The 18,604-nt window shown below is 34.9% G+C and carries 18 protein-coding genes, 1 tRNA gene and 2 pseudogenes; 14 read left to right on the forward strand and 7 right to left on the reverse strand.

Going from position 1 to position 18,604, the window contains the following annotated elements; translation table 11 throughout:
• Positions 1-7: 7 nt before the first annotated feature.
• Both GA0061081_RS02380 and gpt read right to left on the reverse strand, forming a co-directional pair.
• Positions 8-1,264, reverse strand: coding sequence for an alpha/beta hydrolase (locus GA0061081_RS02380; protein ID WP_091346753.1), 1,257 nt, complete (start codon positions 1,262-1,264; stop codon positions 8-10).
• Between the two features lie 23 nt (positions 1,265-1,287).
• On the reverse strand, positions 1,288-1,824 hold the full coding sequence (gpt, locus tag GA0061081_RS02385) for a xanthine phosphoribosyltransferase (RefSeq protein WP_091346754.1): 537 nt from the start codon (positions 1,822-1,824) through the stop codon (positions 1,288-1,290).
• Positions 1,825-1,970: 146 nt separating this feature from the next.
• On the opposite strand from gpt, the gene GA0061081_RS02390 reads away from it, so the two are divergent.
• The 6 genes and pseudogenes from GA0061081_RS02390 (at position 1,971) to serC (ending at position 9,697) form a co-directional block, all read left to right on the forward strand.
• On the forward strand, positions 1,971-3,434 hold the full coding sequence (locus GA0061081_RS02390; RefSeq protein ID WP_091346756.1) for an aminoacyl-histidine dipeptidase: 1,464 nt from the start codon (positions 1,971-1,973) through the stop codon (positions 3,432-3,434).
• Between the two features lie 239 nt (positions 3,435-3,673).
• Positions 3,674-4,684 (forward strand): N-acetyl-gamma-glutamyl-phosphate reductase, encoded by a 1,011-nt coding sequence (gene argC, locus GA0061081_RS02395; RefSeq protein WP_091346758.1) that lies wholly within the window; start codon positions 3,674-3,676, stop codon positions 4,682-4,684.
• 78 nt (positions 4,685-4,762) lie between these two features.
• Positions 4,763-5,542, forward strand: coding sequence for an acetylglutamate kinase (argB, locus tag GA0061081_RS02400; RefSeq protein WP_091346759.1), 780 nt, complete (start codon positions 4,763-4,765; stop codon positions 5,540-5,542).
• 103 nt (positions 5,543-5,645) lie between these two features.
• Positions 5,646-6,863 (forward strand): annotated as a pseudogene (locus tag GA0061081_RS02405) (argininosuccinate synthase); the annotation flags it as partial.
• Between the two features lie 214 nt (positions 6,864-7,077).
• Positions 7,078-8,451 (forward strand): argininosuccinate lyase, encoded by a 1,374-nt coding sequence (argH, locus tag GA0061081_RS02410; RefSeq protein ID WP_091346763.1) that lies wholly within the window; start codon positions 7,078-7,080, stop codon positions 8,449-8,451.
• Between the two features lie 160 nt (positions 8,452-8,611).
• Positions 8,612-9,697, forward strand: coding sequence for a 3-phosphoserine/phosphohydroxythreonine transaminase (serC, locus tag GA0061081_RS02415; protein ID WP_091346765.1), 1,086 nt, complete (start codon positions 8,612-8,614; stop codon positions 9,695-9,697).
• A 75-nt stretch (positions 9,698-9,772) separates the two neighbouring features.
• Here the strand turns inward: serC and GA0061081_RS02420 are convergent, their stop codons facing one another.
• The gene (locus tag GA0061081_RS02420) at positions 9,773-10,132 is read right to left on the reverse strand and encodes a DUF4156 domain-containing protein (protein WP_085247993.1); all 360 of its coding nucleotides are present in this window, start codon (positions 10,130-10,132) and stop codon (positions 9,773-9,775) included.
• Positions 10,133-10,348: 216 nt separating this feature from the next.
• Between GA0061081_RS02420 and GA0061081_RS02425 the strand changes: the two genes are divergently transcribed.
• Positions 10,349-10,425: transfer RNA gene (locus tag GA0061081_RS02425), tRNA-Ile, on the forward strand.
• A 25-nt stretch (positions 10,426-10,450) separates the two neighbouring features.
• Here GA0061081_RS02425 and GA0061081_RS11260 read toward each other — a convergent pair.
• From GA0061081_RS11260 to GA0061081_RS02440, 3 genes and pseudogenes are all read right to left on the reverse strand, one after another.
• Positions 10,451-10,609 (reverse strand): annotated as a pseudogene (locus tag GA0061081_RS11260) (site-specific integrase); the annotation flags it as partial.
• A gap of 41 nt (positions 10,610-10,650) precedes the next feature.
• Entirely contained in the window at positions 10,651-11,268 is a 618-nt protein-coding gene (locus tag GA0061081_RS02435) for a hypothetical protein (RefSeq protein ID WP_091346767.1), read from the reverse strand.
• 374 nt (positions 11,269-11,642) lie between these two features.
• Positions 11,643-12,110 (reverse strand): STY0301 family protein, encoded by a 468-nt coding sequence (locus GA0061081_RS02440; protein ID WP_091346768.1) that lies wholly within the window; start codon positions 12,108-12,110, stop codon positions 11,643-11,645.
• Positions 12,111-12,470: 360 nt separating this feature from the next.
• Between GA0061081_RS02440 and GA0061081_RS02445 the strand changes: the two genes are divergently transcribed.
• The 7 genes from GA0061081_RS02445 (at position 12,471) to GA0061081_RS02470 (ending at position 16,836) form a co-directional block, all read left to right on the forward strand.
• Positions 12,471-12,929 (forward strand): hypothetical protein, encoded by a 459-nt coding sequence (locus GA0061081_RS02445; protein WP_091346770.1) that lies wholly within the window; start codon positions 12,471-12,473, stop codon positions 12,927-12,929.
• Between the two features lie 254 nt (positions 12,930-13,183).
• Entirely contained in the window at positions 13,184-13,390 is a 207-nt protein-coding gene (locus tag GA0061081_RS02450) for a hypothetical protein (RefSeq protein ID WP_091346771.1), read from the forward strand.
• Positions 13,391-13,601: 211 nt separating this feature from the next.
• Complete coding sequence (locus tag GA0061081_RS02455) at positions 13,602-13,844, forward strand: hypothetical protein (RefSeq protein ID WP_091346773.1); 243 nt, start codon at positions 13,602-13,604, stop codon at positions 13,842-13,844.
• Between the two features lie 9 nt (positions 13,845-13,853).
• Positions 13,854-14,030 carry a hypothetical protein gene (locus GA0061081_RS11045; RefSeq protein ID WP_167349278.1) on the forward strand — a complete coding sequence of 59 codons (177 nt, stop codon included), beginning with the start codon at positions 13,854-13,856 and terminating at the stop codon, positions 14,028-14,030.
• A gap of 203 nt (positions 14,031-14,233) precedes the next feature.
• The gene (locus GA0061081_RS02460) at positions 14,234-14,590 is read left to right on the forward strand and encodes an MmcQ/YjbR family DNA-binding protein (RefSeq protein WP_091346775.1); all 357 of its coding nucleotides are present in this window, start codon (positions 14,234-14,236) and stop codon (positions 14,588-14,590) included.
• Positions 14,591-15,159: 569 nt separating this feature from the next.
• Positions 15,160-16,473 carry an ATP-dependent RNA helicase RhlE gene (gene rhlE, locus GA0061081_RS02465; RefSeq protein ID WP_091346777.1) on the forward strand — a complete coding sequence of 438 codons (1,314 nt, stop codon included), beginning with the start codon at positions 15,160-15,162 and terminating at the stop codon, positions 16,471-16,473.
• 27 nt (positions 16,474-16,500) lie between these two features.
• Entirely contained in the window at positions 16,501-16,836 is a 336-nt protein-coding gene (locus GA0061081_RS02470; protein ID WP_202112686.1) for a YggL family protein, read from the forward strand.
• 89 nt (positions 16,837-16,925) lie between these two features.
• Here the strand turns inward: GA0061081_RS02470 and GA0061081_RS02475 are convergent, their stop codons facing one another.
• The gene (locus tag GA0061081_RS02475; protein ID WP_091346780.1) at positions 16,926-18,518 is read right to left on the reverse strand and encodes an ABC-F family ATPase; all 1,593 of its coding nucleotides are present in this window, start codon (positions 18,516-18,518) and stop codon (positions 16,926-16,928) included.
• Positions 18,519-18,604 lie beyond the last annotated feature (86 nt).

Raw genomic sequence — 18,604 nt, forward strand, 5'->3', positions numbered from 1 at the left:
TCATGAATTATAAAATAGACTCCATCCATTTTACTGATTGAGTAAACGCTTGATGCAAACTTTTTTGTAACTGTTTTTTAGACACTGTTACTACTTTATTTTGCTTAATTGAATGAATCAATTTTGCTTCACAAAGATTACTTAGCTTATCATCCTCAAAGATAATATTCATTACTGGCACATGGCAAGTATGAGTTAAAAGGCCTTGATTTTTTAGTGAAAAGTATTTCAGTTCTGCCGCTAATTGCTGATTGGATATCGAAGGTAATGCCAAGCGACTTGCGAGCATATCTTTGTAGCTATTAGGTAGATTTTTTTGCAGCTCATTATCAACAAAAATTTGGTGAACAAATGGAGTGAAGTTAAACAATCCTTTTATTTTATTTGGCATTAAATAGGCCAAACGTGTAGCAATATGCGAACCAAAACGAAAGCCTGCAACAAAAACACGATGATCATCAACCCATGGCACAGAGGATAATTGCTCTAATATAGCTTGATGAATTTGGCTACTATTTTGTGTTAAAGCAAAGTTACGGCTATACCCAACTGTCGGTAAGTCAACAGTTAACATAGCAAATCCATGTGGGGCTAAAAACTCACTAAAATAACGATAGTAATCGATTTGCAAATTACCTAATGCATTACAGATTAGCACAACAGGGCAAACTTTTTCAGTTTTTGGTAGATGCAAAATTGCTTTGACGCTACGATTATCAACCTTAAATTCAAGCTCTTTAATCAAAAGAGGGGAAAAACTAAGCGCTTTTGTATAAGCTTGATAAGCACAAGTTTGGGCATACATTGCCAGTTCATCATTTTTAAAATGAGGATAACTGGCGATACTTGAAAATTCACTAGCAATAAGGTAATAATTGAGTAAATTGTTTTTATCTTCATTGGTAAGATTAGTTTTATCAATCGACTCTGCTTTAGCTTGCCAGATTGCTGCTTGGTTTAAAAATTCATAAATCCAGTTGCCAGATTGATAACCAACAACGGTGTCTAACCAGTTATCATTTGTATGATGTCTAGTTGAAGCGGCAATTTTTGATAAAACCGCTTCAGCTTCTAATTTAGGTAAACCACGCCAATGCCACAAAATGGGATTAATAATACGATACCATCTTGAATCAATTTCACCATCTAACGCACTAATACTACTGCCATCACTACTATCGATACGATTTATGAGTGTTGAAGTTTCAGGATAATCAAATTGTGGTTTGAATATCTGTGCCGTTAGATTTTCGGTAGTTGCCATAACAACTTTAATTTCCCTATTGATTATTTATGATCACAAATTGGTTTAACGAACATCACTCCAGTATCCCAAGGTTGTTCGATCCAGGTATCTTGAGCGATATCGACAACATAATCATCAACAAGTGGTTTACCTGCAGGTTTTGCAAAAATAGTAACAAAGTGTGCTTTTGGATACATTTCGCGGATAGTGTGAGCGGTGTTACCTGTATCGACTAAATCATCAACGACAATAAAGCCTTCTCCATCACCATTGGCCTGTTTTAATATTAGTTTTTCTCGTTGATGATCATGATCGTAACTTGAAATACAAACCGTATCGACATAACGAATACTTAATTCACGCGCTAAGATAGCCGCCGGAACTAATCCACCACGACTAACGGCAATAATACCTTTCCATTGATTAGCAGGTAATAAGCGTTCTGAAAGTTGGCGCCCGTAGGATTGTAACATTTCCCAAGTGACATTGAATTTTTTCTTTTCAGCAATCAGTTCTGCTTTGTGTTGTTTTTTTGCTTGGATTTCTTGTTCTGTTAATAAAGTTTGTTCTGTTGACATGTGTAACCTGCAATTTTAATCGGATGTAAGAATAAATAAATATTAATGGATTAAAAATAGATGTAAAATTGCACCTTATTATAGAGTGATTAGTTAAAAAAAACCACTCATTAATTTATTACTTACTTAATAATTGAGGTTATATTATGCTTTCTACCTTAACACCTAAATTTGTTTGGCAGATTTTTAATGATATTTGTAAAATCCCCCACCCATCTCACCATGAACAAATGATCACCAAATATATTGTCGATTTTGCCAATACTCATCATATCGATTGCAAACTTGATAAAGTGGGTAATATTTTATTAACAAAGCCTGCTACCAAAGGCATGGAAGCGTGCCCGTCGATTGCATTACAGGCACATATGGATATGGTGCCACAAAAAAACGAAGGCACTAGTCACAATTTTTTAACCGACTCAATACAAGCTTATGTTGATGGTGAATGGGTAAAAGCTAAAGGTACTACATTGGGTGCTGATAATGGAGTCGGACTTGCTTCTGCGCTTGCTGTTTTAATTGATCCAGCAGTTGAACATGGACCAATTGAAGTATTGGTAACCGTATCAGAAGAAACGGGTATGCATGGCGCCTTTGGTTTACAACCAGATTGGCTAAAAAGCCAATATTTAATTAACACAGATTCTGAAGACGAAGGTGAAATATTTACTGGATGTGCTGGTGGTGTTGACTTTACATCGACTTTTTCTATTACTTATGCAGTAATACCTGAAAAACATGATTGTTATATGAGCATTTCTCTTAAAGGGTTAAAAGGTGGCCATTCAGGTTGTGATATTCATCTTGGTCGTGGTAATGCAATAAAATTAATGGCTCGCTTTTTAGCGCAATATGCACAAGATGTCTCATTTAGATTAGCCGATATCAAAGGTGGATCATTACGTAATGCTATTCCAAGAGAAGCCTTTGCTGAAATCACGCTAAATAAACAGGATTTACCTAAATTAGAGGCTATTATCAAGCAATATCAAACTATTTTACATAATGAGTTAGGGCATGTAGAACCCGCTATTGAAATAACATTATCAGAGGTTGAATCCAATAAAGTAAAACGCATATTAACCACTGAACATCAAGATAAGATCATTAATTGGTTAAATACAGCACCTAATGGTGTGGTTAGAATGAGTGATCAGCTTCATGGTGTGGTTGAAACATCACTTAATTTAGGTATTGTCAGTATTAAAGATAACCAATTTAATACCCATTTTTTAATTCGTTCTCAAGTCGATAGTGCTAAGGATGCTGTTGTATCAACACTGATATCACTTAGCCAACTCGTGAATGCCAATTATGAAATAAGTGGTGGTTATTCAGGATGGGAACCTAATTTAGATTCACAATTACTAAAACTGGCCAAAGATAAATATCACGAAATTTTTTCTCAGCAAGCGAAAATAATGGTGATTCATGCTGGGCTTGAATGCGGTCTATTTAAGCAAAGTTATCCACATATGGATATGATTTCAATTGGGCCAACGATTGTTTCGCCACATTCTCCAGATGAAAAGGTCAATATCCAAAGTGTTTATCGTTATTGGGAATTATTAGTAGCGATATTAAAATCAGCAAGTCTTTTAAAATAATCTACCGCGTTGCCTGCCGATCTTTATCGGTAGGTATTTAAAGTTTTTTGCTTGTATTTACTCAAGAAAATAAAATCATAAATTAGATTCACTTAAAATAGTAAGAAAAAATCCAAAAAAAAAACAAAATGAAATTAAATTCATAAAAAGTGAATAAAAATTCATTTTGGCACTTGTAATAGCCTTATAAATAACCTACTATATACAAATTATTGTATAAAAAATAGATAAGGATAGGTATGTTAAAGGCCATTATTGTAGGAGCAAGTGGTTATGCTGGTGCGAAATTAGCTTATTATTTACATAAGCATCCGCATATAGAACTTATTGCTTTAACAGTATCAGAAAACAGCCAAGATGGTGGTAAGCTTATTTCTGATTACGATTTACATCCCCAGTTAAAAGGTGTTGTTGATTTACCACTTATAGCCACTGCGGATTATTCGGCTTATATTAATGATGTCGATATCGTTTTTTTAGCTACTGAACATGCCGTTAGTCATAATATCGCCCCTTATTTCTTAGAATATGGTTGTACTGTTTTTGATTTATCTGGTGCGTTTAGAGTCAATTCTGCCACTTTTTATACTGATTATTATGGCTTCACCCACCAACATCCAAAATGGTTAGGCAAGGCCGTTTATGGCTTAGCTGAATGGAATGGTGAACAGATCAAAAGTGCTCAACTTATTGCAGTACCAGGGTGTTATCCTACCGCTTCGCAATTACCTCTTAAACCATTAATTAAAGAAGAGCTACTAGACAGTTCACAATGGCCTGTTATTAATGCCATCAGTGGTGTGAGTGGTGCAGGGCGAAAACCTTCGCATAATAATATATTTTGCGAAGTGAGTTTACATGCTTATGGGTTATTTACTCATCGCCATCAACCCGAAATTGCGACACATTTAGGGCAAGAAGTGATCTTTACACCTCATTTAGGTAGTTTTAAACAAGGTATTCATGCCACTATAACTTGCCGAGTAAAAGAAGGCGTAACATCACAAGATATTCTTACGGCTTTAAATAAATATTACCAAAATAAACCTTTAATCAGAGTCTATCAAAAAGATTGGCCGGCATTAAAATCTGTCATTGGTTTGCCTTATTGCGATATTGGCTTTGTATTAAAAGATCGCCATTTAATATTAATTTCTGTTGAAGACAACTTATTAAAAGGCGCAGCAGCACAAGCAGTGCAGTGTATGAACATTCGATATGGATTTGATGAAACCACATCATTATTATAAAAATGGATGAAATTATATTTAAATTCTGTACAAAAATTTGAACAAATTAGCAGTAGGTTAAATTCATAGGAAACTAAAATGAAACCATTAATTATAAAACTTGGTGGCGTATTACTTGATAACAAAGATGCCCTAAGTAAGTTATTTGTTGTTATTCGTGAATATAAAAAGAATTTTCAGCGGTCATTAATTATTGTGCATGGTGGTGGTACAGTGGTCGATTCATTAATGGATAGACTCTCTTTACCTGTGGTACGTCGAAATGGACTACGAGTCACCCCTGCTGACCAAATTGACGTTATTGTCGGTAGCCTTGCTGGCAGTGCTAATACCACTTTATTATCAGAAGCTAAAAAACAGCAAATAGCTAGTGTGGGACTCTGCTTAGCTGATGGTAATAGTGTAGAAGTCAAGCAAATTTCGGAAGATCTTGGTTATGTTGGCGAAGCCAAAACCGGCGATCCTACATTAATAAACCTACTTGTTAATGCCGGTTACTTACCCATTGTCAGCTCGATTGGTATCACTGAAGAAGGGCAAATGATGAATGTCAATGCTGATCATGCTGCGGTCGCGCTAGCTAAAACCTTAAATGCTGACTTGATATTGCTATCTGATGTGGTTGGCGTACTTGATGAAAACAAGCAACGCATTGAATCGCTAACGCAATCACAAGCCGATCAACTGATTGCCAAAGGTATTATTACAGAGGGCATGCTCGTAAAAGTCAATTCCGCTTTTGAAGCTGCCAAAGCCTTAGGACGACCGATTGCAATTGCCAGTTGGAAAGAGTCTGACCAACTGATTCAATTATTTAACGGACAATCAGATACAACAGGCACAAGAATTATTGCTTAAATATTAAGCTGATATTATATTGAACTGGTTAGCTATATTTAACAATTTAAGTAAAGGTCTCTAACTCATTTTTTACCGTAAGTTAATTTAGAAAGGGTGTAGCATGAAAAAAAGTGGAACAAAAAAGGTTGTATTGGCTTATTCAGGCGGTTTGGATACATCGGCGATTATTCCTTGGTTAAAAGAAAATTATGGCGGGTGTGAAGTTTATGCATTCGTTGCTAATGTAGGTCAAGATCCAAAAGAATTAAAAGATGTAGAAAAAAAAGCCAAAGCATCGGGTGCAGTTGCTTGTAAAGTTGTTGATTTACGAGAAGAGTTTGTTAAAGACTATGTATATCCCGTCTTAAAAACAGGGGCTTTATACGAAGGTACTTATTATCTTGGTACCTCGATGGCTCGTCCAATTATTGCTAAAGCACAAGTGGAATATGCGCTAGAGGTTGGCGCTGATACGTTATGCCATGGTGCAACGGGTAAAGGTAATGACCAAGTACGTTTTGAAACCACTTATACCGCACTCGCGCCACAACTTAAAGTGATTGCACCTTGGCGTGAATGGGATCTACGTTCACGTGAAGCATTAATTGATTATTTAAAAGTCCGTAAAATTCCAACTACTGCAACCGTTGAAAAAATTTATAGTCGTGACGAAAATGCATGGCATATCTCAACCGAAGGCGGCGTGTTAGAAAGCACATGGAATCAAGCTAATGCTGATTGCTGGGCTTGGACTGTTTCGCCAGAAGAAGCGCCAGACAAACCAGAATTAGTGACTATTGGCATTGAAAAAGGTGAAGTGGTTTCAGTCAATGGTAAAAAATTATCGCCTTACAACTGTGTTGCAACATTAAATAAAATTGGTGCAAAACATGGTGTTGGGCGAGTTGATATTATTGAAAACCGCCTAGTTGGCATTAAATCACGGGGTTGTTATGAAACGCCTGGTGGCACAATCATGATGACAGCATTACGCGGTTTAGAACAATTAATCTTAGATCGTGACAGTTTTAAATGGCGCGAACAACTTGGTTTAGAAATGGCTTACGTTGTTTACGATGGACGCTGGTTTGCTCCATATCGTCGATCAATTCAAGCCGCAGCCGAAGTTTTAGCGCAAGATATGACAGGTGAAGTAGTGGTTAAACTTTATAAAGGTAATGCGACTGCGGTACAAAAGCAATCACCAAATAGCTTATACAGCGAAGAGTTTGCCACATTTGGTGAAGATGAAGTTTATGATCATAGCCATGCTGGTGGGTTTATTCGTCTATTCTCGTTATCATCACGTATACGTGCATTAAATGAAGAAAAGCAAAAACAACCTGCAAAAAAAGCTAAAACAGCTAAATCCTCCACTAACACAAAAACAGCAGCTAAAAAATCAGCAACAAAAACGAAAAAGTAAACGCTAATGCGCAAATAAAAAAGTGATAATAATAAATATATACAGGTTAAACCCTGTATATATTATTTTTATTCTTGATAAAATTTAAATTATTTAAGCAATTATTGAAGATAATATTGAGGTAATTATGGCATTATGGGGAGGACGTTTTAGTCAAGCGGCAGATCAACGATTTAAGCATTTTAATGATTCATTACGCTTTGACTATCGTCTTGCAGAGCAAGATATCATGGGTTCAATTGCTTGGTCAAAAGCATTGGTGACGGTTAACGTTATATCTTATGATGAACAAAAAAAATTAGAAAAAGCCTTAAATGAATTACTGATTTCGGTTCAACAAGATCCCAAACAGATTTTACAAAGTGATGCCGAAGATATACATAGTTGGGTCGAACAAAAACTGATCGAAAAAATTGGCGACTTAGGAAAAAAATTACATACAGGCCGAAGCCGTAACGACCAATCAACGACCGATTTAAAACTATGGTGTAAAGATCAGATTCCTTATTTAATTAGTACGATTAATCACTTGCGACAATCTCTGGTTATAACTGCCGAACAGCATCAAAATGCGATTATGCCCGGTTACACCCACTTGCAACGAGCTCAACCAATTACTTTTGCTCACTGGTGCTTAGCTTATTTTGAAATGCTTAGCCGTGATGTCAGTCGCTTACAAGATACATTAAAACGCTTAGACGTTAGCCCATTAGGCTCAGGAGCATTAGCCGGAACCGCCTATCCAATGGATCGTGAGCAATTGGCGCATTGGTTAGGGTTTGCTCGAGCAACTAATAATAGTTTAGATTCGGTGTCCGATCGTGATCATATTGTTGAATTATTAAATAACGCCTCAATAGGCATGGTACATCTATCGCGTTTTGCTGAAGATCTTATTATTTTCAACAGTGGCGAAGCCAACTTTGTTGAGTTATCAGATCGCGTTACGTCAGGTTCTTCACTCATGCCACAAAAAAAGAATCCCGATGCATTAGAACTGATTCGCGGCAAAGTAGGGCGGGTTACGGGTGCTCTAATGGGAACACTCATGACTATCAAAGGTTTACCGCTTGCTTATAATAAAGATCTACAAGAAGACAAAGAACACCTATTTGATGCGCTCGACACTTGGCAAGAATGTTTAGATATGGCCACATTAGTGTTAGAAGATATCAAAATCAACTATAAAAGCTGCCAAGAAGCCGCTAAACAAGGTTATTCAAATGCAACCGAACTTGCTGATTATTTAGTTGCCAAAGGCATACCATTCCGCGAAGCTCATCACATTGTTGGCGAAGCCGTTGTTGATGCGATAGCAAAGCAAAAAGCACTCGAAGAACTCTCGCTTGCAGAACTACAAAAATTCAGCCCCGTGATCAATAATGATGTCTATCCAATATTATCGTTAGAATCATGCTTAGCTAAACGCTGTGCTAAAGGCGGCGTTGCACCACAGCAGGTAAAATCAGCGATTGAAGTTGCCAAGCAACAACTTTCATAATCACCTATATCAATCTAATTACAACCATGCCGGCATTCGCCGGTATTTTTATGCTAAAACATATAGTTTCCTGAAACTTTTTTACAAAAAATCTGATTGTATATCTGTCCATACAGTGTAAAAATAGAATCCTTTTTTGAATGGATCAAAGTGAATCGTAATGAATAAAAGTTATAACTTTAGTGCAGGTCCTGCAAAATTGCCTGCTGATGTGTTAAAGCAAGTTCAAACTGAATTATTAAATTGGCGTAATACAGGCGCATCGGTCATGGAATTAAGCCATAGAGGTAAAGATTTTGATGCATGTGCTATTGAAGCCTCTAATGACCTGCGTGCAATTTTAAACATCCCTAATAATTATAAAATCCTTTATTGCCAAGGTGGTGCCAGAGCACAATTTGCCGCAGTTCCATTGAACATCTTAGGTAAGAGAACTAGTGCAGACTATATCAACAGCGGTTATTGGAGCCAATGCGCAGCCAAAGAAGCTAGCAAATATTGCCAAATTAATGAACAAAATGTTGTTATCAAACAAAATGGACTAACAGCTATTAAACCTATGTCAGAATGGCAATTAAATGATAATGCCGCCTATGTACACTATTGCCCAAATGAAACAATTGACGGGATTCAAATCTTTGAAGAGCCCAACTTTGACAATAAAACCGTGGTTGCTGACTTATCATCATGCATATTATCACAACCTATTGATGTAAGCCGATATGGTATTATTTATGCTGGTGCACAAAAAAATATTGGTCCATCAGGCATTACCATTGTTATTGTGCGTGAAGATCTTATTGGTTATGCGCAAAAAATCCTACCATCAGTATTAGATTACAAAATTTTATTGGACAACGATTCCATGTTTAACACGCCACCTACATTTGCATGGTATATGTCAGGCTTAGTATTTAAATGGATAAAAAGCCTTGGTGGACTAAAAGCAATGCAGCAACGAAACCAAGCCAAAGCGCAATTACTATACCAATTTATCGATCAATCCGATTTTTATCGAAATACTGTCGCAACAGCGAATCGATCAATTATGAATGTCACTTTTTTATCCCCAAATGAAGAACTAGATAAAAAATTTGTAAGCGAAGCAACTCAAGCTAACATTATTGGAATCAAAGGTCATCGTATTGCAGGTGGAATGCGTGCATCCATTTATAATGCGATGGATCAAGAAGGAGTGAATTATTTGATTGACTTTATGCGGCAATTTGAAAAACAAAATGGTTAAATTAATACAAGATATTATAATTCATTAATACCAATAAAAAAGGGAGGCAAAGCTCCCTTTCTTATTTAACTAGCCTTATTTACAACTATAAACATCACCAACCATAACCGCATCTGTTGGCGCAATATCCGAAATATATTGCATAGAAGTATCTTGTGCGTTATAAATCACATTCCCCCCCATTGCAGCAGCCTTATTCATCAGCTCAGAAGCTGCATCGCGAATTAGCTCGCTATGAGTTTTAAGGCCAGAAAAGAAACTACTACGACGTCCTTCCGCTTTACCCAATAACTGACAAGAAGCCGCAGGTTTAGTATCAATAAACTGAACTTGACTACCAGCAGAAGTAGGTTGATATTTAGAACCACTACAAGCACCTAAAAGCAAGGTTGCAAACATCGCAACACCAATAAATAATAATTTTCTGATAGACATAACATTTCCTCAACCAATAAAATAACTAACAGTAATAAACCAAATTATTGTATCAGTTTAATTAAACAAAAAATATTAGTAATTAAACTTGCATAAAATCCAATAAATTACAGTTTAATAAATAATCAAACCGACCTATTTTATTAATTAACTATAGCAAATTTGATTCAACTCTATTATAATCATAACCCTACTAACTCAGTAGCACACCCAAATGGCCCCTTAGCTCAGTTGGTCAGAGCAGTCGACTCATAATCGATTGGTCACTGGTTCAAGTCCAGTAGGGGCCACCATTCTAAATCATGATTTATATAATTTTTAAGCATTTCTTAGATTTTCCATTGTGCCATTGAATGAGCCTTGTGCCGTAAATGTGACGTTATTTGCGAATTCAAGCATGTGATCTGCGTTTGAATGGGCGTATTTATTCATCACCTCTAACGTCTCCCATCCATTAATATTCTTGAGCATAAAAAGTTCAATTTTCTGCGAAAAGCTTATAGTTATATATTATCTAGTTACCAGCCAATTCCCTTGCAGTATGTCTTTGTTGTTACAGGAGCGATGCTTTCAAAGTTATTTTTAATCATACATTGTTCAAAATAATAATTTGTATAAAATGGAATATCAGGACCTATTTCCGGATAATGATATAATATGCCATCTTTTGGAATATAACGAGCGCACGCCTTATTTAATCTATCAACACTAGGAAAGTTGTCATTGTCGTCATAAGCTAAAAATTTGGTGAGGATTTGTTCTGTTGTACCTGTCAATTTTTCAGTGCTTTTACCAAAATAATAGTTCTCAATATAATTGTGTTGAATCCAAACAGCATCAGGTAAATATTCTTGGGATATATGCCCATCAGTACATAACTGGGTAAAAATATTAATAAGAACAATTCTTGCATTCTCTGCTTCTTGGCTACATTTTTTAATATCGAGCTTTGAAGCTTTAGATTTTTTATTATCAACTGATTGCCAATATGCATTTTTATAATCATTGAATGTCGATTTAACTGTACCAAAAAGGCAAAGCTCTCCACGACTCGAACAAGACGGAACAATAACAACAATAATAGCAATAATAGCAATAATAGGAACAACAAAAAGCATTACTTTTAATTTAACCATTGATTATTCTTAATTCAATTTATGTGAACTCATTTTATATTATAAAAATCAAAAAAAAATTAGAAAATGCCATTTTCACCTAAATGGTGGGATTGTATATTTGACACAAAAAAATAGCAACTAATGTCATTGATGATTATAATTCTAATTGCATTAAAAAATTAATTTTATTTAAACTCAGCATCACTTTTTTAACCACAAACATGCAAAAATGATGTTGTTTTATTTATTAAATAATTAAATTAGTTAATTTTTTAAGATTAAAATTTTAATAATTTTTTCAGTCTTTTTATTCTTACCTTTTTAGGCTGATTTAAAGTTATTAAAGATTGAACGTTATTTTGTAAAACCACCATTTTTATAAGATACAAAACCTACTTAATCTCTTGCAATTCACTAGCACTACACTTAATCGTGACTTGTAATCGATCAAATTGATCTTTAGAATCGATTTCCCAGCAGCTTTTCATGATTGGGTTGATTTTTTTGACTAATTCTACTTCTTCATAGTTGTAGCTGCAGCTAACCCAACTACCTCCTTCGTCGTAAATGGTGTTTACGCTCCAAGTTGCTTGATGTTGTTTACCATCAATGATACCGGTTTCTGGTTTTTGCTGGATTTTTTTAGCGGGATTATCGGAATAGACGCCAACGCCATCAAGCAATAATAATGCATCTTTCTTTTCAGAAACCGCCCAATCGTTAGGCAGGTTATTAATATCTAAATGAGCGGATTTAATTGTTACTGAGCTTGGACAAGTTATTTCGTCGGCTTGAGCTGTGGGTAAAGCACTCATCCAAGCTAAAATGACAATACTAAGGCTGATTATTTTATATTTCATGGATAGATCCTGATAAAACATTGAACGTGTAATTATGCCAATGTCATCAATAACGTCAAGTATAAAAATAAGATTTTATTAAGGTTTTTAAAAGTATTGGATATTTTATGGTAAATTTATAAGTGGACCGTTTTTTAACACAATAGTGATAAAAAATCAGTCAGGAAAGGTATTGATTTTATTGAATTTTTTGTTTTGTTATTTTTAGTAAAATCAAGGGATTATCTAATGTAGATCCCATCAATGTCTCAAATTTAAGTGATTTTTGCATAACCTATTAATTGATTGTTGAATTTGTAGTTATTGTGTTGCATTATTCTTTAGATAAATACACTATACTGATATGAAAAGGAGTGCTAATTGAAATTAGTAACAAAATATATGTTCCAAAAAGTGCTAAACATTCGTCCCTTGCTTATAGCCTTTGCTATTTGTTATTTGTTTATGATTATTCTTATATTGGCGACTATTAAGTTTGATTCTTATTCAAATATTTACTTTCCTATTATTTATTTGTTTTTAGGTTTAACCTTATTGATCGAAGTTGTTTTATTTGTTTTGATGTTGATAAAACTGTTTACTGAGCCAAATACCTGCCAATTTACTTCTTTTTTAGGGCTATTTTTCAGCGAACTTTTTTGTATTTTTTGGGGGGGAGCTGTTTACTTTAGTGCTGTGGCTGACAATTTTGGTTTAAATGAACTTTTTGTCTTTTTATGTGCATTTTTATTTCCTGTTATAAGTGGCTTGGCATATGGCATACTGTTTATTATTAAGGTATTAAGATGGTTGGTTTGCTTTGTGTTAAAACAAAAGTAACGCTATTTTAAACACCCCAAGAGCCCAATTTTTCAAAACAATAGCAATATCAAAGGGATTGATTTTATTTAAAAAACAATACAAAAACTTAAATAAAATCAATATCTTTACTGACGGTTTTTTGTGTGATAAAAATAACAATTTCATTGATTTTTTGTTGAAAAATTATACTTGCTTTTTTCTTAAATCAGCGCTTATATATACATTGATAAGCAATTGGGCTTATCGCCAATTTTATCAGGAGGAAACTTATCATGGTACAAAAATTTGCTCCATATGGTAGTGATGTTTCGGCTGGTACTTATAAGTGTGCCGACTGCGGCTATATATATTCAAATCAAAGCAAAAAATCGTTACCTCCTTGCCCTGATCATAATAAAAAGCCGCATAGCAAAAATGGTTGGTATATTATGTCTGGGCAGGGTGATTCAGTTAAAGATCCTCATCCAAATAAAAAGTGATTTTAGTCACTTAAAACGATTAAAGGCAGCCATTGGGTTGCCTTTTTTGATTGTGTCGATTTTAGATAATTGCTGTTTTGATGAATATTTTATTCTGTGTTATTTTTATCTGATTTTTTGTATAAAATAACAACATATTTAGGCTTATCGAAATCAATAATGCCATTAAAATAATATAACTTGATTAAGATTAAATGTAAGGAATCTTGAAGTGAAAAAACGAATAAAATTGGCTGCGCTAGTTTCTGCTTTTTTTATGATTTCGAGTGCGTATAGTGCCGAATTGCCTCCGTCAGCAAATATAACTAAAGCCTTTGCGGATAGTGCTAAAAGATCGATATTAGGCGAAGGTGGAACATTTCCCGTTAAAGTCGAAGCGGGTTACGAAGTCACTAATATTTTTTATAACCTTAATAACGTTGTTTTTGAATACAATATGCCAACTGATAGCTAAAGTGCATCAATGGAAGATATTATCAAAGGCATTAGGCTTGGTCTAAATGCACAATTTTGTGATAAGCAAGACGTGATTGATGTGTTACGTGCTTATGATATTAGCTTCTTGTTCCGCTTTCAATTCACTGATGATCGCATTGTACCTGCAACGTTATCCATTGATAATATTTGTCAAAAACAATAAGCAGATTATCGATTACATCTATATTATCTTTTTCTTTCTTTACTTTAAAAAATTGAAATAGTTAGTGTAATTGTATTTATAATTTTTAAGAAAGATTTTATCCTATCGAAAAATTTAAAAATCGGCTACGAGTTAGTGTAGTTTGTAGGGTTAAACAAACTGTTTATAACTTTAGATTTAGTGAATCGAAAAAGGAAATAACTATGAGACTGAAAAATAGATTAATAGAATATGCACAAACTTTAAATGAAGTTCAAGTTGATCAGCCTTTTAAAAAATTTCCTGATTATAAAGTACTTCGGCATAAACGTAATGGTAAATGGTTTGGTTTAATTATGTCAGTTGAGAAAAATAAATTAGGTTTTGGATCTAATGATATGGTAGAGATAATTGATGTGAAATCCGATCCAGAATTGATTTCTATAATAAAAAATAGTTCAGGTTTATTACCGGCTTACCATATGAATAAAAATCATTGGATCACAATAATGCTCGACGGTTCGATATCATTTGAACAAATCATAAATTTATTAAACCATAGCTATAATTTAACGATCTAAACTGTATGGATATAGCTTTTAGGCAATATATAATTAAGCAATTAGTTTATCCAATAACAAACATGTTATGGATGACTTCTTGAGTGTTTTTTATATAAACTATCTGATCAATGTTTTAGGTAGCATAAAAACCAGATATTGAGCAGATAGTTTAGTTGAAGTGACTCAAAAATCATATTTTGAGCCCACATTTCGCCACTATAAAGATGAGGGTTCAAATCACGAATGTCACGAAAGTTTGCAAAGGTGATATCATCTTTGGCAAAACTGTTAAGGCTAAAAGTGATAAAAGTTAGGCTATTAATACATTTTTAATTCGGTTAAATTTTAAATGCATATATAATCCAACAATAAGGCTGTTATAAGGTGCTAAAAATGTTGGATAAAATGAAGCAGTCTATTGTGAAATTATATTTACTAATATGACTCTAACTTTAGTCTCTGGTTGTAAAATAAACAGTAAATTTTATTATTGAAGATAGACAATAACAAAATAAACAGAAAATATTATGGAATTGCTTTATAATGTAAGCGGACAATCCACTTTTTATTTATTTAGGAATCATTTCATGTCATTTGACTCTCTTGGCTTAGACGCTGAGATTTTAAAAGCAATTCAAGAACAAAACTATACAGACCCAACTCCCATCCAACAGCAAGCTATTCCCGTCATTTTATCCGGTAAAGATCTTATGGCAAGTGCGCAAACCGGTACAGGTAAAACGGCAGGTTTTGGTTTACCCATTTTGCAAAAATGGGTAGAACAGCAAGCCCAAACAACCAATAAACTTGAGGCGAAAAAAGGCAAACGTCCTTTATATGCATTGATTTTAGCGCCGACTCGTGAGCTTGCTGCACAAATTGGCGAAAATATTCGTGAGTATAGCCGTTATTTACCCATTCGGTCGTTGGTAGTATTTGGTGGGGTAAGTATTAATCCGCAAATGATGAAACTACGTGGTGGTGTGGATGTCTTGATTGCAACACCAGGACGATTACTCGATTTAGTGCAACAAAATGCCGTGGATCTTTCAACGATTAAAATGCTAGTATTGGATGAAGCTGATCGCATGTTAGATATGGGCTTTATTCATGATATTCGCCGCGTGATTGCTAAATTACCTAAAAAACGCCAAAATTTGATGTTTTCGGCAACTTTTTCTGATGAAATAAAAGTATTAGCGCAATCGATTTTACATGCCCCTGAATTGGTTGCTGTTGCGAAAACCAATAGCGCTTCAGAGCAGATCACCCAATATGTGCATCGGGTTGATAAACGTCGTAAGCGTGAATTGTTGTCTTATTTAATTGGTAAAAATCAATGGCAACAGGTGTTGGTCTTTACTCGCACTAAATATGGTGCGAATCACTTAGCTGAACAGTTGACTAAAGATGGTATAAAAGCGGCAGCCATTCATGGCAATAAGAGCCAAGGCGCACGCACTAAAGCTTTGGCAGATTTTAAAAGTGGACAAATTAGAGCATTAGTGGCAACCGATATTGCCGCTCGCGGTCTTGATATTGAGTTACTTCCTTATGTGGTGAATTATGAACTTCCGCAAGTGGCAGAAGATTATGTGCATCGCATTGGACGAACAGGACGAGCTCAAAATGAAGGGCAGGCTATTTCGCTGGTATGCATTGATGAGCTTCCTCAATTAAAAGCGATTGAAAAGTTAATTAAAAAAACGATTCCAGAATTAACAACTCAAGGTTTTGAAGTTGATCCTAAAATTAAAGCTGAACCGATAAAAAAATCATCACAAAGGCGAGTACCCCCAAAAAGAGGAAGTGCAAACTCAAATCGATCGCCGCAGTTCAATCAAAATGGTGTGAAATCATCAAGCCGACATAATCACACTAAAAATAAACAACCTAATTAATATTTAATAATGTAGAAGGAAACTATTATGGTAAATCGCAGCAGACGTTTACGAAAAAAATTACACATTGAAGAGTTTAAAGAGTTAGGCTTTACGGTTAGTTGGTCTTTTGACGAAGGCACAAGCGAAGAGACTTTAGATAATATCGTTGATCAGTTTATTCTTGAAGCCATTCAACCCAATGGTTTAGCTTATGAGGGCAGCGGTTATTTAAATTGGAAAGGGATTATTTGCACCCAAAAATTAGGGAATTGTACTGAAGAACATCGTGACATTGTCACAAAATGGCTGGAAACTCATGGTCTGAAAAATGTTAAAGCTAGTCCACTTATTGATATTTGGTGGGATGAGTTAGATTTTTAATTTAATTATTTGAATTATTTTCAGTTAGACAAAAAGCCACATTAGTCAATGGCTTTTTGTTATCAATTGATATGTTTATTCTAAACGTATCATTCAATTCCTTGACTACGCAAGTAATCTTCATAATTACCCGTATAATCAATTACTTTTTCTGGGGTGATTTCAACAATGCGTGTTGCTAGTGAGCTAACAAATTCACGGTCGTGCGAAACAAAAAATAGTGTGCCCTGATAAAGCTCTAATGCCATATTGAGTGATTCGATAGATTCCATATCTAAATGGTTAGTTGGTTCGTCCATAACAATAATATTAGGGCGTTGCATCATCAATTTACCAAATAACATGCGTCCTTTTTCACCACCAGATAAGACCTTAACTTGTTTTTTAATATCGTCTTGTGAAAATAATAATCGACCTAGAATACTACGTACGGCTTGTTCATCGTCGTTTGGTTGTTTCCATTGGCTCATCCAGTCAAATACCGTTAAGTCACCTTCAAATTCGTATTCATGATCCTGCGCATAATAACCAATATTTGCGTTTTCAGACCATTTTATATCGCCTTGCTCAGGAGTCAGTTCACCCATTAGCGTTTTTAATAATGTGGTTTTACCAATACCATTAGTCCCTAAAATAGCTACTTTTTCGCCCACTTCAACCATGAGCTTAAGATTTTTAAAAAGAGGACCATTGTCAAATCCTTTGGTAAGGTCTTCAACAACAAGCGCATTACGAAATAGCTTTTTATCTTGCTCAAAACGAATAAAAGGATTTTGCCGACTAGAAGCTTTGACTTCTTCAAGTTTGATTTTTTCAATTTGCCTTGCGCGTGATGTTGCTTGTTTGGATTTTGATGCATTGGCACTAAAGCGACTAACAAACGATTGTAGTTCACTAATTTGTGCTTTCTTTTTGGCATTATCGGCTAACAAACGTTCTCTCGCTTGCGTTGATGCAGTCATATAATCGTCGTAGTTACCCGGATAGATACGCAATTCACCATAATCTAAATCTGCCATATGAGTACAGACCATATTCAAAAAATGGCGATCATGCGAAATAATGATCATAGTACTTTCGCGTTGATTTAAGGTATCTTCAAGCCAGCGGATTGTATCAATATCTAAGTTATTGGTTGGTTCATCGAGTAATAAGATATCTGGATTTGAAAATAGGGCTTGGGCTAATAATACCCGTAACTTCCAACCTGGTGCGATTTCGCTCATTAATCCATAATGTTGCTCAATTGGAATACCAACACCTAATAATAATTCGCCAGCCCGAGATTCGGCACTGTAACCATCCATTTCAGCATATTGGGTTTCTAAATCAGCAACTTTAAAGCCATCTTCTTCACTCATTTCAGGGAGTGAATAGATGCGATCCCGTTCTTGCTTGATCTGCCATAATTCAGTATGTCCCATAATTACGGTATCAAGGACGGTAAATTCTTCAAAAGCAAACTGATCTTGGCGTAATTTCCCGAGTCTTTCATGTGGATCTAAAGCCACATTACCCGATGTAGGCACGAGATCGCCACCAATGATTTTCATAAAGGTGGATTTACCACTGCCATTAGCACCGATTAGACCATAACGATTACCGTTGCCAAATTTAACCGAGATGTTTTCAAATAATGGTTTACTGCCAAATTGCATTGTGATGTTATTTGTACTTAACACGAAAATTAACTCTCTTTAAAATGCGTTTCATTCAAAAGTAATCATTAGCTTTTGAGTGAAGTCGCTAAAATATGAATTGGCGCACA

It is taken from the genome of Gilliamella bombicola (genome assembly GCF_900094945.1).
GTDB classification, from domain to species: domain Bacteria; phylum Pseudomonadota; class Gammaproteobacteria; order Enterobacterales; family Orbaceae; genus Gilliamella; species Gilliamella bombicola.